Origin of the sequence: Autumnicola patrickiae (assembly GCF_031846525.1) — a bacterium.
Taxonomy (GTDB): Bacteria; Bacteroidota; Bacteroidia; order Flavobacteriales; family Flavobacteriaceae; genus Autumnicola; species Autumnicola patrickiae.
On the sequence record NZ_JAVRHM010000011.1, the window covers coordinates 44,137 to 59,883 of the forward strand.

The 15,747-nt window shown below is 38.2% G+C and carries 11 protein-coding genes; 6 read left to right on the forward strand and 5 right to left on the reverse strand.

Annotated elements, in window-relative coordinates; genetic code table 11:
• Positions 1–10: 10 nt before the first annotated feature.
• Positions 11–586 (reverse strand): pseudouridine synthase, encoded by a 576-nt coding sequence (locus RM549_RS10690; protein WP_311684581.1) that lies wholly within the window; start codon positions 584–586, stop codon positions 11–13.
• 161 nt (positions 587–747) lie between these two features.
• On the opposite strand from RM549_RS10690, the gene RM549_RS10695 reads away from it, so the two are divergent.
• Positions 748–1,350 carry a hypothetical protein gene (locus tag RM549_RS10695; protein ID WP_311684583.1) on the forward strand — a complete coding sequence of 201 codons (603 nt, stop codon included), beginning with the start codon at positions 748–750 and terminating at the stop codon, positions 1,348–1,350.
• 185 nt (positions 1,351–1,535) lie between these two features.
• On the opposite strand, the gene RM549_RS10700 is transcribed toward RM549_RS10695, so the two are convergent.
• From RM549_RS10700 to RM549_RS10715, 4 genes are all read right to left on the reverse strand, one after another.
• The gene (locus tag RM549_RS10700; protein ID WP_311684585.1) at positions 1,536–3,683 is read right to left on the reverse strand and encodes a M3 family metallopeptidase; all 2,148 of its coding nucleotides are present in this window, start codon (positions 3,681–3,683) and stop codon (positions 1,536–1,538) included.
• Positions 3,684–4,130: 447 nt separating this feature from the next.
• The gene (locus RM549_RS10705; protein WP_311684586.1) at positions 4,131–4,742 is read right to left on the reverse strand and encodes an alpha/beta hydrolase; all 612 of its coding nucleotides are present in this window, start codon (positions 4,740–4,742) and stop codon (positions 4,131–4,133) included.
• Positions 4,742–5,701, reverse strand: coding sequence for a VOC family protein (locus tag RM549_RS10710; protein WP_311684587.1), 960 nt, complete (start codon positions 5,699–5,701; stop codon positions 4,742–4,744). Before RM549_RS10710 ends, RM549_RS10705 begins: the two co-directional genes overlap by 1 nt.
• Positions 5,702–5,848: 147 nt before the next feature.
• Complete coding sequence (locus RM549_RS10715) at positions 5,849–6,199, reverse strand: SpoIIAA family protein (protein ID WP_311684589.1); 351 nt, start codon at positions 6,197–6,199, stop codon at positions 5,849–5,851.
• Positions 6,200–6,406: 207 nt separating this feature from the next.
• Between RM549_RS10715 and RM549_RS10720 the strand changes: the two genes are divergently transcribed.
• The 5 genes from RM549_RS10720 (at position 6,407) to RM549_RS10740 (ending at position 15,742) form a co-directional block, all read left to right on the forward strand.
• Complete coding sequence (locus tag RM549_RS10720) at positions 6,407–7,492, forward strand: acyl-CoA dehydrogenase family protein (protein WP_311684591.1); 1,086 nt, start codon at positions 6,407–6,409, stop codon at positions 7,490–7,492.
• A gap of 155 nt (positions 7,493–7,647) precedes the next feature.
• Positions 7,648–8,262 (forward strand): NAD(P)H:quinone oxidoreductase, encoded by a 615-nt coding sequence (wrbA, locus tag RM549_RS10725; RefSeq protein WP_311684593.1) that lies wholly within the window; start codon positions 7,648–7,650, stop codon positions 8,260–8,262.
• A gap of 292 nt (positions 8,263–8,554) precedes the next feature.
• Positions 8,555–11,845, forward strand: a complete 3,291-nt coding sequence (locus RM549_RS10730; protein WP_311684595.1) for a tetratricopeptide repeat protein — start codon at positions 8,555–8,557, stop codon at positions 11,843–11,845.
• Positions 11,811–13,772, forward strand: a complete 1,962-nt coding sequence (locus RM549_RS10735) for a DUF3858 domain-containing protein (protein WP_311684597.1) — start codon at positions 11,811–11,813, stop codon at positions 13,770–13,772. The genes RM549_RS10730 and RM549_RS10735 overlap by 35 nt, the downstream gene beginning before the upstream one ends.
• A complete protein-coding gene (locus tag RM549_RS10740) occupies positions 13,769–15,742 on the forward strand; it encodes a DUF3857 domain-containing protein (protein WP_311684599.1) in 1,974 nt (657 codons plus the stop codon). The genes RM549_RS10735 and RM549_RS10740 overlap by 4 nt, the downstream gene beginning before the upstream one ends.
• Positions 15,743–15,747 lie beyond the last annotated feature (5 nt).

A 15,747-nucleotide genomic window follows, 5' to 3' on the forward strand; every position in this document is an offset into this window, starting at 1 on the left:
GGACTTAAAATTAAAGCCGAAAATTGTCTTTTTTCACTACCTCTCCCGGTTGCATATTTTCAAGTCTTTCGTTGCCGATTCTTACCCGAACAAGCCTGAGAGTGGGGAAACCGACGGCTGCAGTCATTTTTTTTACCTGACGGAATTTACCTTCTGTAAGTGTAATTGAAATCCAGCTGGTAGGACCATGCCGCTCGTCCCTGATTCTTTTAGCTCTTTCGGGAAATTCTGGTTTTTCGGTCAATAATTGTGCTTTTGAAGGCAGCGTCTGGTATTTTTTGCCGTTTATACTAATTTCCACTCCCTTCCGAAGCGCTGCAACAGCTTCTTCGGTAATTTGCCCGTCTACCTGAACAAAATATTCCTTTTCAACCTTTTTTCCGGTAACTTCTGCACTCACTTTACCATCTGTGGTCAGCAAAAGCAAGCCTTCAGAATCCTGATCCAGCCTACCTATAGACATTGTGCCTTCAGGAAAATCAAACAGCTCTCCAAGAAGCCTTTTGCTCTTTTTCCGCGGCTTTTCGTTGGTAATAAACTGACTTAAATATCCGTAGGGTTTATATAATTTGAAATGGCTGTGCATCTTCAGAATATAGGTTGATAATTGGCATTTTTTAGCATTGACTTGATTTATTTCACTTTTTTTTATGCCCCATTTTTTGTTAAGGACCTGCCACAATACTTAATATTACGTATCTGAAAAAACTAGTTTTTCGTATCATTAAATCCAAATCTTAGACAAAAATGAAAAATTATTTACTATTCTTAATAGCTTTTACAGCTTGTTTTTCCGGATTTTCACAGGAACGACCAATGCGTATAGGAATAAAATTGGGCTTACCTAATATTGTTGGTTTAAATGCCGAATATGTAACCCCATGGTTGGATGGACGCTTAGCTCCCAACGTAGATTTATCGATTTTTCCAGTAACCGAATCTATGTTTGATGACAGGGAAGGGACAATTTCTTATGTTCAGGCAGGGTTCAATTATTACTTATTAGCCCCGGGAAAAGGCCTTTATACCAATCTTAGTTATGGATATCTTAAAGGTAAAGGAACTGCGGAAAATGTCACAGCAGAATCTCCCACAGCAACAGGAGAATATTTAGAAGGAAAAGGGTATTTTGATGAAAGTAGTCATTCGATTAATATAAAGCTGGGAGGTAAGTTTGGAAATAAATTTTATTTCCGACCAGAAATTGGTTGTGCTTTTAATGATCTTCCAGAAAAATATGGCACTGAAGTAAGATTTCAAGACGGTTCTTCTGAAGTTCAATACGAGTCCATACCAGAAATCTTTACCAAAGGTATTCTTTTTAATATAGGAGTAGGAATTGCTTTTTAGAGAAAGCTGAAATCATCTTAAAACAAAGAAGGTGGAATCTTTAATAGGAATTACTTCGGAAGTTATACTGAAGGTTTTCATTTCTCTCTTTTTTTAAAGTTGAAGTAGAAGCAAATAAAAATCCCGCTCTGAAAATTCAGAACGGGAATTTTTTTACAGTTAAATTCAACTGAATTATCTGAAGTTTATTTAGAATCTGAAGGTACAGGGAAACCTCTGTCCCTCATCAAAGCATCTATGTTGGCATCTCTTCCACGGAATTTCCTGTATGCTTCAGCGGGATCCATTGCATTTCTCGGGGCAAAAAGGAAGCGTACGAGTTTATGCGCAACTTCTTTATCGTAAAAACCTCCCGGTGCTTCAGCAAAAGCTTCCGAAGCATCAGAAGTCAATACGTCTGCCCATAAATATCCGTAATATCCGGTTGCGTAACCTTCACCCGAAAATACGTGGCCGAAATGCGGAGAACGGTGCCTCATCACAATTTGCTCCGGCATTCCAAGCTCTTTTAACTGTTCTTTCTCAAATTCCCTGGGATCGATATCTTCAGGATCTGTGGTGTGATATTTCATATCCATAAGTGCAGATGCAAGAAATTCTGTAGTAGCAAATCCCTGGTTAAACGTTGATGCCTTTTTAATTTTCTGAACTAATTCCTGCGGAATAACTTCCCCGGTTTCGTGATGTTTCAGAAATTGATTGATCACTTTATCTGTAGATAACCAACGCTCCAGTAACTGAGATTGAAATTCTGTATAATCTCTTACTCCGCCTTGTAAAGTCGGATATTTCACATCTGCAGAAAGGAAGTGCAATGCATGTCCAAATTCATGAAAGAAGGTTTCCGCGTCGTCCCAGGAAACCAAAACAGGTTCTCCCGGTGCAGGTTTAATAAAATTTGAATTGTTCGAAGATAACACAGGTTTATCTCCTTTTAGTTCAGTAGCACTTCTATACGTAGTCGCCCATGCTCCGGAGCGTTTTCCCTGCCTTGCATAAGGATCGAGGTACCATAAACCTACAATCTCACCGGTAGTTTTATCGGTTACTTCCCAAACTTTCACATCTTCATGAAAAACAGGCACAGTTCCTTCTTCTACAGGGGAAAAGTTATAATTGAACAATTCCCCGGCAGTAAAAAACAACGCCTGAGTCAGGTTTCCCAACTCCAAATATTGCTTTACTTCCTCGCTGTCCAGGTCATATTTCTGTTTACGAACTTTTTCGGCGTAATAGCGATAATCCCATGGCTTTATAGTAATATCTTTTCCTTCCTTATCTGCAATCGCTTGCATATCTGCTACTTCCTCTTCAACTCTTGCAAGTGCTGCCGGCCAAACGGCCTCCATAAGTTCCATGGCTTTTTCCGGAGTTTTGGCCATCCTGTCCTGCAATCTCCATTGCGCATAATTGTCGTAGCCCATAAGTTCTACGCGCTCGTCTCGCAGTTTCAGGATTTGGGAAATAACTTCGTTATTATCAAATTCATCCTGGTTATCTCCACGTGAATAATAATTTCTCCAGACTTTTTCCCTAAGTTCCCTTTCTTCAGAATACGTTAAAAACGGATCCATAGAAGAGCGGGTGTTGGTAACTGCATATTCTCCTTCATGTCCTTGCTCGGCTGCTGCTGTTGCTGCAGATTTTACGTAGGATTCCGGTAATCCGCTAATTTGGTTTTCGTCAAGGAAGACGACATAATTCTCTTCCTCGGCCAAAACGTTGTTAGAAAACTTCGTGTATAACCTGGAAAGTTCCTTATTAATTTCGGCATAACGCTCTTTGTCTTCTTTGCTGAGGTTAGCGCCGCTCATCTCAAAATCTTTGTAGATAAGTTCTATTGTCCTTTGCTGCTGAGGTTCCAGTGAATCCTTCTGAGCCTGCTCGTATATACTTTTTATCCGCTGAAAAAGAGCTTCATTCTGAGAAATTTTTGAACTGTATTCCGAAATTTTTGGAGAAAGTTCTTTTTGCACTTCCCTAAATTCCGGACTGGAAACATTGCTGCTGTATATTCCGTAATAGGTAAACGCCCGATCCAGCGCTTCGCCGGTCATTTCCATCGGGTCAATCGTGTTTTCAAAAGTCGGCGGTGCGGGGTTGCTGGCGATTTTATCGATTTCGGTGAGGTGCATTTCCATGCCTTTTTCTATGGCAGGTTTTATAAGCTCCACCTCCATTTTATCAAAATCGGGCACACCTTCATAAGGTCCGTCCCATTCTTGTAGCAGTATATTATCCATTTGATTTTGGTCGTTTTGTTGTGCCTGCGTCAATGTTGTAATCGATGCAAAGGCAAAAATTCCGATTAATTTAAGGGGTTTTAATTTCATTCTGTGTGGTTTTTTAAAGAGCATAAAGATACGGACTATCGCTCAGATTTTCTAATAAAATCCAGGCGCGGACGTTGTTCTTCGCAGAATTGAATCGTTTCTATTTCTGAAGTTGAACTGTGTAAAACAGCAGGTCGATAATTGGGAAATTTAAGGACCAGATTTTCTTCTGCCTTCTGCCGATAGACTGGAGACCTCACAGGTTTTTAAAACCTGTGAGGTCTGGTATTTAACCTAAAATTTCATCCCAAATGCCTCATTTCTTCTTCTAGAAAGAGCACTTCCGCAACAGCAGGTCGATAATTGGCAAATTTTGACTTCGACTTTTTTCTATACTTGTGTATTTTAGAACAGGCTGAATTTTTTTCTCCTGATTCTTCTATTTCTAGCTTCAAAAGCATCATTTCCGAAACAGCAGGTCGATAATTGGTAAATTTCGGCTTAGACTTAGAACAGCAGCTGATTCACTTTATTAATCTCGTCCATTGTTATGGTATGGGCGCGATTTGGATAAATTTCCATTTGTACAGAAGCTCCCATTTTCTCCAGAATTTCCTTTGATTCTTTGATCCTGGTTAGCGGAACATGAGGATCTTTATCTCCGGAACCTATAAAGACTTTTGTTCCTTCAAAATTACCATTATAGCGTTCGATTTTTAATTCTTTGCCTATAAGTCCGCCGGTAAATGCAACAATTCCTCCATATTCAGCGGCATATCTTGTAGCAACTTCCAAAGTGAGACAGGCACCCTGAGAAAATCCCATTATATAAATTTTGTTAAGCGGAAGATGTTCAGCAGTTTCGTCTATTAGCCGTTTTACAACGTCTACGGCAGAGGACAACCACGGTTCATTGGCTTTCTCTTCAGCCATGAAACTTGTTGGATACCAGGTGTTGTGCGTGGCCTGTGGGGCTGCTAAATAGCAATTTTTGATTCTGAATTCTTTAGCAAGCGGTAGAAGATCTTCTGCACTTGCTCCACGACCGTGAAGCAGAATTATAGCATGTTCAGCTTCTTTCAACGGAACGCCTTTTTCTGTAATATTATATTCATGCATTAGTCTCTGAATTTTTCAATGTTAACTTCAACTGTATCCAACCCTCTTTCAATTGCACTTCGGTTTCTTTCTTCCCAGGAAGGCAATTTTAATGCTGTACCCAGATCCTCTTCAGCTTCGTCTATGGTAAATCCGATATCATTGGTGGCAACTTCAAAAAGGACTCCGCCCGGCTCACGAAAATAAATAGAATGAAAATATTGCCTGTCCAGTACAGGTGTAGGCTCTAAAATGCCATTTTCCAGCAATCTCTCTCTAAAATCAAGCTGTGTGGAATCATTTGGTGTGGCAAAAGCTACGTGATGCACCGTTCCTGCACCGCCTAAACCTCTTGGTGCGCCGGGATCTGTGACAATATCTACATAACTTCCGGCTTTTTCTGTTGTCGTGAGCCGTATCCTGTTTTCCTGTTCCAGGATCTGTTTGTGCTCCATCTCTTCAGTTAAAAGTTCTAAAGTTGCTTTTGGATTATTTTGGCCAATTGTTACGCCATAGAAACCTTTTACAGCGAATTCCTGCGGAATTTGACCATAGGAAAAGCCCGGGCGGTCATCGTTGTTATTGGCAACAAGCTCGATTCCCATCCCATCATTATCTTCAAAATAAATTGAAGTCTCCTTGTTGAAATGCTGAACCGGCTTGTGGTACGAAATGTTGAATTTGTCAAGACGTCGCATCCAGTATTCCAGCGAATTTTCGGGAATAGAGAAGGAGGTAACCGTGACCTGTCCGTTTCCTTTGCGGCCTTTGCCAATTCCGTTGTACGGGAAAAAGGTCAGTATCGTTCCCGGTTGCCCGAGTTGATCTCCGTAATAAAGGTGATAAATATTTGGAGCATCAAAATTGATGGTCTTTTTGACCATCCGCAGACCAAGGATTCCTGCATAGAAATCTACATTTTTCTGTGGATTTGATGCAAAGGAAGTAACATGGTGCAGTCCTGTGAGTAAATTTGCCATAAGCTCAAGTGTTTAGAGTACAAATATAGTCGATGTCTCGACAATATTTGTACCTACAAATGTTATTCTTTTTCTAATTTTTCTTTTTCGTTTTCTTCTGAAAAACAACATCAGAGTTTTTATTTAAACCATTAGACAGAGGTTTGTCTATTGCTTAATCCACGTTTTGGCCGCTTCTTTTTCCTGAATTTCAAAGAATTTAATGTCGGCTTTTGCGAATGGCTTCATCAATTGGGTAAGGCCTTTTTCCCATTTATCAGATCCTACCATGGCGATTTTTTCCATGTCTTCATTGTGTTCAAAGTCAAATTTCGCGTCGCGCCACATCGCACTTAAAGACCAGCCATCAAAATCCTGCATCTCAAAATACCAACGGATTTTCCCAAAAGCTCTTATCTTATCCTGGAGAAACGGAATTATTTTATTGTAATCTTCATCGGTCAATTTCTCTTCTGCAATGGTGTATATCACGTTTTCTTCTGCTGAAAGTTGAATCATTTTTTATCGATTTTTTGTTAAACATCTGTTTTATCAATTTCCGAATATCCACATTGGTTCCCAAAAGTAATTTCTGAAGCTTTCCATAAACCACTGTTAATTTTCATAAGCCTCAAAAATGCTGCTTCTTCAGGTTTTTATAATTCTGCATTAAACTCTTTTTATTTTTTTATTCCTTAGCATTGTACAAAATGAAATCAAAATCTCATGTGGGAGCAGGCAATTGAAGCAATAAAAGCTTCAGATAAAAAATGGATAAAGGAGAATCAGCAGGCGTTTTCTGCTTATTTCAGAAATGAAAATGAAAAACCTCAGGGCAAATTAATCCCTGAAGCTTTGGCGGCACATTACCATGCCGGACTTTTTAAAATGTTCCTTTCTAAATCCTATAACGGACTAGCACTTCCTTTACCTGAAGGCAGCAAATGGATAGAAAATGCTGCTGCTCTGGATGGAAACTGGGGCTGGCTGCTGGCAATTGGAGTAGGGGGCGCTTATTTTGCAGATTATATGCAACCTGAAACAGCCAGGAAATATTTTTGTCCCAAAGAAGCGCTGGTTGCCGGTAGCGGAAAACCAGTGGGAGAAGCTCTGAAAATCAATGGGGATAAATACCAAGTTAGCGGGAAGTGGAGCTACTGTAGCGGCAGCGAGCAGGCATCGATGTACACCGGAGTTACAAAGAAGGACGGTGAGATTTCGGCTTTTGTTGTACCACCAAAAATGGCAAATATCGATCCCGACTGGAATACTGTTGGCCTGCCGCTTACCTGCAGCCATTCTGTCATTTTACAAGATGTAGAAATTCCTTCTTCAGATTTCTTTGATCTTATGGAAAAACCGCGAAAGTCCGAGTATCCTTTGGCTTCTTATCCTTTTGTATTGTTTGCCAGGGCTTGTTTTGTGCCGGTAGTCTGCGGAATAAGTGATTCTGTATGGAATTCTGTTTCAGAATTATTGAAAGCAAAGAAGGAGCTTTGGCAACAGTTTCAGCCGGGGCGCTATGAATTTATAGAAAAGAAATGCAGGGAGTTTTCAGAAAAGAAATCGGCATTAACCGAAGCTTTTTATCAAAAACTGAAAGAAAGCTGGCAGAATCATCTTGACAGAAAAGATCCTTTAGAGAAAGAAGTAAGCAGCATTGGCTTACAGCTTTCAGAATTCTGTTATCAATCTGTAGCGGGCATTATTCCGAAGCTGGGAATGAAAGTGCTGGAAAACGGAGAGCCACTTCAGGAAAAATGGCAAAATCTTCAGACCGCTTATCAACATATGTCCTTCCATGAATATTAGTTTCTTCAACTCAGGAAAATTTGGTTCTGATCTTTTCCAACGAAACTACAAATGCCTTTCTAAGGCTTATTTTCAAAAAACTTTATAGTTTGTTTATAACATTTTTGGGTTAATAATCTTATTTTGAATGGAATGTAAACCAAAAAATTGAAGTTATGAAAGATGTGAAACTCGCTGTTATTTATTACAGCTCTACAGGAACTAATCACCAGATGGCAAAATGGGCAGCCGAAGCCGCGAAACAAGCCGGAGCAGCTGAGGTAAAGTTTCTCAAAATAAAGGAGACAGCTCCACAGGAAGCAATAAACCAAAACGAAGACTGGAAAAAACATGTAGAAGCAACGCAGGATGTTCAAACTGCTTCTGTAGACGATCTGGAATGGGCAGATGCTATTATTTTTAGTGCTCCTACCCGTTATGGAAGTCTGCCATCGCAGGTGCAATCTTATTTTGATATGACCGGCGGACTTTGGTCTCAGGGAAAGCTGGCAAATAAAGTGGTAAGTGGGATGACCAGCGCTCAAAATCCACATGGCGGGCAGGAAACCACGCTTCTGGCTTTATATAAAACAATGTGCCACTGGGGTGCAATTTCGGTACCGCCGGGATATACAGATGAAGTTATGTTTGGAGCAGGAGGGAACCCATATGGTATAAGTTCAAACGGAGGAACAGAAAACCTGAACGAGAATATTCATAAAGCTATAAAACATCAGACCAAAAGAACACTTGAAATTGCAGGATATATAAAAAGCGGATTAAAAATATAATCTGTTTTTAGTTTTTTATTGTGCTGTTTGAACAAAGGGAATTTTGCTGAAGCTTTTCAGAATTTTAAATTTTCCCTCTGTTCCTACAGCATTTTTTATATCCTGTTGTTGTTCTTCCCCTTAGATTAAAAAAAAACTTTTTTTATGCCTTTAGGTTAACATAATATTAGGAGAATAGCATCTTTTCACCATATTTGCTAATTCCCTGTTAGCTCTACTTTTAAAAGCAAAAAATTTGCTTGACTTCATTTGAATTAATATTGGATTTAAGATTATTTTATATATTAGTCCGATGAAAAAAATCTTATTTTTTGCCGCATTTGTCGTGGTAAATTTTGTGTCTGCCCAGGAGAAAATTCCATTTAATGATATTTCTGAGATTTCACCGCTTGCTCTCAAAAGCGCCCAGGAAGGGGATTTTAATAAGACTCTGGAGCTTCTCGACAGAGTAAATAAAAATGATTCCAGTTATTGCAGTGTTCTGGTTTCTAAATCTTACTATTATCTTAAGCTAGAGCGTTATGAAGATGCACTAACCACTGCAGAAGAGGGTTTAAAAAGGAAATGTCCAGATAATACAGTATCTTTTTATACAAATGCAGGGGTGGCCCTTTTAAATAATGAAGATTATTCCGGTGCGCTTCGCACCTACGAGGAAGCTATTGAGCTTTTTCCTAAAAACGCCATGCTGTGGAATAATAAAGGTGTTATTCTCGAAAAGCTGAACAGGACAGAAGAAGCTGTTCAGGCATATAAAGCGGCAATTTTTTACGATCCTACCTACACGAATCCGCATGTAAAATTGGGTGACATTTTTTATCGTCAAAAAAGGATGACGCAGGCCTTAATGTGTTTTAACATGTACCTGCTTTTAGCGCCAGACGGTGAGAATGCATATAGCACATTGGAAGCTCTTAACAATATTGCAGCAGCAAAAAATCCGAACGTTCCTGATCCTGAACTGGAGATAAGCCATGAAGACCTTTTTAAGGAAACAGATTTAATTCTGAATAATCGAATTGCTTTAAATGATAAATATAAAGTAGATAATAAGGTAAATATAGCCCTGGTTAAACAGAACCATATCATGCTGGAGCAACTAAAAAACCTGAAGGGCGAAGACGGAGATTTTTGGTCTGAAGTTTATCTCCCGGCATACCAGTGGATTGCAAATAATGATCTTTTTGATGAGTTTACTTATGCAGTAACATATTCTGTAAGAAATGAAGAATATAAAAACCTGATTAGTAAAAATACCGATAATATTAAGGAGTTTCTAAATGCTTTTGTGGCTAAATGGACTTCTCTTCTCGCAGATGCACCCGAAAAGCCGGGTGACGGTGAGAACGGAATGAAATACTTCTATGAAAATTCTGCCGTGCAATCTGTAGGTAAAATGGATAAAAATCTGAACATTGGGGAGTGGAAAATTTATAATGAAAATGGGCAATTATCGACCATAGGTTCTTTTGATAAAGAAGGAAAGAAAACCGGACAGTGGTTGGTTTACAATGCTGAAGAAAAGCTAGAGGAAACTGCATATTTTGAGGATGATCAATTAAACGGAGAAAACATCACCTATTATTCAAACGAGCAAATAAATATATTTACCGGCTTTAAAGAAGACGAACTTGAAGGGGAATATTTGTATTATAATAATAATGGTGCCCTGCTTCAGAAAAAATACTTCAGCAAAGGAAAGCTTGAAGGGCCGTTTGTATCCTATTTTGAAGTAGGCGAGGAACTTCCGGAGTTTAAAATTCAGTATAAAGAAAATGAAGTAGTAGGAACTGTAAAGGAATATTATGCTAACGGAAAATTATTCGCAGAAACTTCCTATTCCACCGGAGTGCAAAATGGGCCTGAAAAAAGATATCATTCCAATGGGCAGTTGTATTCGGAAATTGAATATAAAGAGGGGCAGCCAATCGGAAAATATACAAGCTATTTTCCCAATGGAAAGAAAATGGAAGAAGGCGAATATGTAGATGGCGAATTAAATGCTCGTTTTACTACGTATTACGATAATGGAAACATAGAGAGTATTGGGAATTTTAGCAAAGGCGTGCTGGAAGGGGAATATAAATATTACGATAGAGATGGAAAGCCCTACTATGACTACGAGTATAAAAAGGGGGAAATAATAGCCTATAAGTTCTATGATAAAAGTGGTGCTGTAATTAAAGAAGATAAGAAGAAGGCTGGGGAGTTTAACTATATCGGCTATTCTCCTTATGGCAATAAAACTACCGAAGGAATTTACAATGTTTCCGGAGGAAAAACCGGTATTTGGAAATTCTACACAAAGAACGGGGTTTTACAGTCTGAAGGGGATTATGAAAATAACGAGTTGCAGGGGAAATATTTGGAATATTATAGTGACGGTAAAATAGCTAAAGAGCAGTTTTACCAAGACGGTGTAGTAAAAGACTATACGGTAGAGTATCACTTAAATGGAAAAATGAAGAACCAGGGCTGGTATAAAGACGGAGCCTCGCAGGGTGAATGGCGATTCTATTACCAGGATGGTACTCCGGAATCTGTAAATTATTTCCATAACGGAGAAATGCATGGCAGGCAGGATTATTATAGCGTAGATGGGAAATTGTACAGGAGCCTCAACTATGAATATGGGAAGCTTCTCAATGAGATTTATTATTCTCAGGATGGTGAAATTTATGAAGACATAAATTATGACCTTGCAGGAGCGTATACTGTTCTGGATAAACATCCTAATGCTGAAGTAGAAATAGAAATGACTTATCTTAACGGTGTCAAACACGGAGCATATAAATCTTATAATTTTAATGGCGGACAGATGTCCACAGGTAATTATTTAAATGGAACGGAACATGGTGAATGGATCTGGTACCACGAAAATGGGCAAAAAGAAAGGGTGGCCAATTACGAACTGGGAGGACTTCATGGTAATTTAGTTAATTATTACGATGATGGTGTTGTAGAAGATGAAGATTACTTTGATTTTGGTAAAGCTACCGGCACCTGGAAAAGTTATTACAGAAACGGTTCTCTGGATGTGGTGACGGAATATGAAAACGATGCAGAACATGGCAGGAAAGAATTTTATGATCCTTCCGGTGAACTGCAACTGGTCAGGTTTTACCAACATGGGCGGTTGATGGGATACTCATATTTAAAAGATGGAAAGGAATTGCCAATGATACCGCTGGAGAATGAAACGGGGAAAATAGAAGCTTTTTATAGTAATGGAAAGCCTTCCCGCACCATGGAATATAAGAACGGAAACCTGGTGAATGATTACAAGCAGTATTATTCTTCGGGGGAATTAGAACAGGAGATGTCGTACCATCATGGTGCTTACCACGGGGAATCCACAATGTATTTTGTAAACGGGAATGTTAAGGTAAAGGAGAATTACCAGTATGACATGAGAGAGGGAGCCTACCAGGAATATTTTGAAAATGGAAACTTAAAGGAAGAAAGCAATTATCTAAACGGCAAAAAATCCGGGCTCTCTAAAAACTATAATTCTGAAGGTGAATTAATTAAAGAAGAAATATATTTTAATGGAGAAGTTCATGCTGCGAAGACTTTTATTTAGAAAGCTTCTTTTTATCATTATAGCACTAACGGTGCATACGGGATATGCCCAGTTTTCGCCGGAATTTGATATTTATAAAGACCAGTTTCCAAGCGCCAAACTCGTACGAATTAACCAGGAAACAAGTATTCAGGTTGGGCTAATTAACGGCGAAATAGATATTTTGCAGCATTTTGTTGAGGAAGATTTATACTTGGATGAGTCTGCTACTTATAATTCCGCACAGTCTTTAAGCTTTTCTGCGTTTTTTGAAATGGAAGACGTCGAAGCTTATTCCCTTAATTTTGAAAGGGGAAAGTACAGGGAGTACAAGGTCGAAAACTATAAGAAAAAGGACGACCTGGATAGGTCTTTTTATGATGATGCGCAGTCGCTTAATTTCATTTATCCTGATTTAAAGAAAGGATCCAAAACAAAGTTAATATATTCAGAAAAAGTAAAAAACCCGAGGTTTTTGAGTCCGTTCTTCTTCGCTGACTTTACCCCGATTGTAAATAATAAATTTACGATCACTGCAGATAAAAATATTAATTTCGAATTCCGGAAATTCAATACCGATAGCCTGGAGATCACATATTCTGAAGAAGAAAAACGCGGAAATAAGATATATACCTGGGAGGTGAAAAATACGAAGGAGTATAAGTATGAGAGCCAGGCACCGAATTACAAAAACATCCTGCCCCATATTATTCCAATTATCACCTCTTATAACAATAACGGGCAGACGGTCAATTTACAAAATGATGTTTCAGATCTTTACGATTGGTATTATTCTCTCGTAGAGAATATTAATAAGGAAGAAGATGACAAGGATCTTGTAAAGCTGGTTGAAGAATTAACAGCAGATAAAGAAACCGACTTGGAAAAGGTGAAGGCGATCTATTACTGGACCCAGAATAATATAAAATATATAGATTTTGAATATGCCCTGGGCGGTTTTATTCCGAGGGAAGCAAACGATGTTTTTCAGAAGAAATACGGAGACTGTAAGGACAACTCCAGTATCTTATTGAAGATGCTCTCCATTGCCGGTCTTGAGGGAAATCTCACATGGATTGGAACACGCGATATTCCGTATTCCTACAGCGAAGTTCCCACACCTATGGTAGACAATCATATGATTTTGTCTTTTACAGATAAGGACGAAACCTATTTCCTGGATGCTACAGGAAGGTTTATGCCTATGGATCTGCCATCTTCATTTATCCAGGGAAAAGAAGCTTTAATTTCTGAGGGTAAAGAAAAATTTAGAATTCAGAAGGTACCTGTTATTCCTGCAAATAGAAATGCTCTTGTAGACACCACTCATATTGTTTTAGTGGGCGAAGCTTTGCAAGGGAGATCCCGCGCAGAAATTTCAGGATATTACAAGCTGGATTACTTCCAAAATCTGGAAAACCTTTCTACAGATTCAAAGAACAGGGAATTTTACAATGCAATGCTTCAGAAGGGGAATAATAAGTTCCTGATTAAAGAATTTTCAGAAGTTAATAAATACGATTACGACAAAAATTTTATTGTAGATTATAATTTCGGAATTGACGGCTACGCCAAGAATTTTGGACAGGAGATCTATTTAAATCTCAACCTCAATAAAGATTTATCTTTTTTTAAAACTGAGGAAAATCGCAAGCATGAGGTGGAGTATGATTATAAAAGCTCTTACAACTACACCACAATTTTAGAAATACCTGAAGGTTATGCGCTGGAGTACCTTCCGGAAAATGTTCAGATTTCTAATAATTTTCTAAATTCTTCAGTTACCTATAATCTGGAAGACAATAAAATCATCTATAACCATAAAGCCGATTTAAATTTTCTAATCCTTGACCTTGCACAACAAAAGGAAGTAAATGCCCTTATAAAGCAGATGGACAAAGCATATCAGGAAATTATAATCTTAAAGAAAATCAATTCAAAATCATGATCAAAAACATCCTCTCCATCAGCTTTTTTTTGCTTTTTACGCTATTTGTTCAGGCACAGAGCAATTCTTTTTTTAGTAATTACGACTGGGAAGAAAATCCGGAGTATTCCGTAAAACCCGATAGTACAGAGACTATTATCGAACTTAAGAACAAAGTAGTTAATGAATTCTTTTTTGATAAAGATGACAACTTACTGGAATTGTCTATGGAGCACCGCGTGCTTTGGCTGAATTCCGATGAAAAAATTGAAAGTTTTAATAAGGTTTATCTGCCATATTCTTCAACTTCTGAACTTCTGGTAAACAAAGCCAGGGTGATTACAAAAAACGGTGCAGTGCGGGAGCTTGATGATTCAAAAATCCTGATGGCGACAGATGAAGAAACCGGGAGAAAGTATAAATATTTTGCTTTTGAAGGAATTGAAAAAGGTAGCTTTATAGAATATTATTACGTAGTCAAACAAAATCCGACCTATAGAGGGAAGAGGGTGAATTTTCAAACTTCTTTTAAAAAGGAGAACGTAGAATTCGATTTATTCGCTCCTTCCAATTTAGTTTTCAAATTTAAGTCTTACAATGGCGCGCCTGAAGTTGAGCAGGATACTTTAACCAAAGATAAAAACCACTGGAAACTGCGAATTGAAGAATTAAAGGGACTTGAGGAAGAAGAACTTTCAGCCTATGACGCTTCAAAAGCCTTCGTTATCTATAAACTTGATGAAAACCTTGCGGGAAATGTAAGTGGAATTTCTTCCTACGGAAATGTTTCGCAGAACATCTATGCATATTATTATCCTGAACATTCCAAAAGAACTCAAAAAGCTATAGATAAATTTGCTTCCGAAGCCGTAAAAGGTGCTGGGAAAACTGAAGAATCCATACTCAGAAAAATAGAATATTACATAAAAACGAATGTATATGTTGCTGATGGCGGAGGCGATGAGCTTGAAGATTTGGATAAAATTTTAGATCAAAAAGTCGCTAATGGCACAGGAATCGTAAAATTATATGCAGCGGTTTTAAAATCCTTGGAGATACCTCATGAAGTGGTTTTTACCAGCAATCGCCAGAACCTTAGATTTGATAAGATATTTGAAGCCAATAATTTCTTGACAGATTGTCTTTTATACTTCCCGAATACCGGCGCATACATTTCTCCTGAAGAGAATTCTTCGCGTTATGGTTTTCCACCTGCTTACCTTACAGATAACTACGGACTTTTTGTAAAAGAAGTTACAGTAGGAAATTTTACAAGCGCTGTGGGCGAAATAAAATATATAGAGCCTGTTTCTGAAGATAAAACTATCGATAAAATGACGATAGACGTAGATTTTGAAGACAAGGATCTTTCTACCACCAACATAAAGCTGGATCGTGCTTTTAGCGGATATTATGGAATGTTTATACATCCTTTTATTCATTTGGTGAAAGAAGAGAGCCTTAACGACTTTATAGAAGGTTTTGGAAAAAGATTAAATGAAAATGTAGAAATCGTTGATAAGAAGCTCGTGAATGACGATCCGGAATTATTCGGAATCGAGCCTCTGGAGGTTGTTCTGGATATAAAATCAAATGCTTTTATTGAAAAAGCAGGCAACCGGTATTTATTTAAAGTGGGTGAGCTTATCGGGCAGCAAATTCAGTTATACCAGGAAAAGGAGCGGGTATTGCCTTTGGAAAATGAATTTAAAAGAAGCTATTATAGAAATATAAATATCGAGATACCTAAGGGCTATCGTTTTGCAAACCTGGACGACATCAATATCGATAAAAAATATTCGAAAGATGGAAAAGAGATCCTTTCCTTCAATTCGTTTTATAATGTAAAAGATGGCATTGTCCATATTACCGCAGATGAACATTACAGAGTAAATATTATTGAAACAGCGCGTTATGAAGATTATCGTGATGTAATTAATAGTGCGGCAGATTTTAATAAACTTACGCTTATTCTAGAGCCGGAGGAATAGTGAAA

Bases quoted from the DNA above. Each gene is read 5' to 3' on its own strand.
- RM549_RS10690 (WP_311684581.1), bottom strand. From the start codon at position 586: ATGCACAGCCATTTCAAATTATATAAACCCTACGGATATTTAAGTCAG.
- RM549_RS10695 (WP_311684583.1), top strand. From the start codon at position 748: ATGAAAAATTATTTACTATTCTTAATAGCTTTTACAGCTTGTTTTTCC.
- RM549_RS10700 (WP_311684585.1), bottom strand. From the start codon at position 3,683: ATGAAATTAAAACCCCTTAAATTAATCGGAATTTTTGCCTTTGCATCG.
- RM549_RS10705 (WP_311684586.1), bottom strand. From the start codon at position 4,742: ATGCATGAATATAATATTACAGAAAAAGGCGTTCCGTTGAAAGAAGCT.
- RM549_RS10710 (WP_311684587.1), bottom strand. From the start codon at position 5,701: ATGGCAAATTTACTCACAGGACTGCACCATGTTACTTCCTTTGCATCA.
- RM549_RS10715 (WP_311684589.1), bottom strand. From the start codon at position 6,199: ATGATTCAACTTTCAGCAGAAGAAAACGTGATATACACCATTGCAGAA.
- RM549_RS10720 (WP_311684591.1), top strand. From the start codon at position 6,407: ATGTGGGAGCAGGCAATTGAAGCAATAAAAGCTTCAGATAAAAAATGG.
- wrbA (WP_311684593.1), top strand. From the start codon at position 7,648: ATGAAAGATGTGAAACTCGCTGTTATTTATTACAGCTCTACAGGAACT.
- RM549_RS10730 (WP_311684595.1), top strand. From the start codon at position 8,555: ATGAAAAAAATCTTATTTTTTGCCGCATTTGTCGTGGTAAATTTTGTG.
- RM549_RS10735 (WP_311684597.1), top strand. From the start codon at position 11,811: ATGGAGAAGTTCATGCTGCGAAGACTTTTATTTAGAAAGCTTCTTTTT.
- RM549_RS10740 (WP_311684599.1), top strand. From the start codon at position 13,769: ATGATCAAAAACATCCTCTCCATCAGCTTTTTTTTGCTTTTTACGCTA.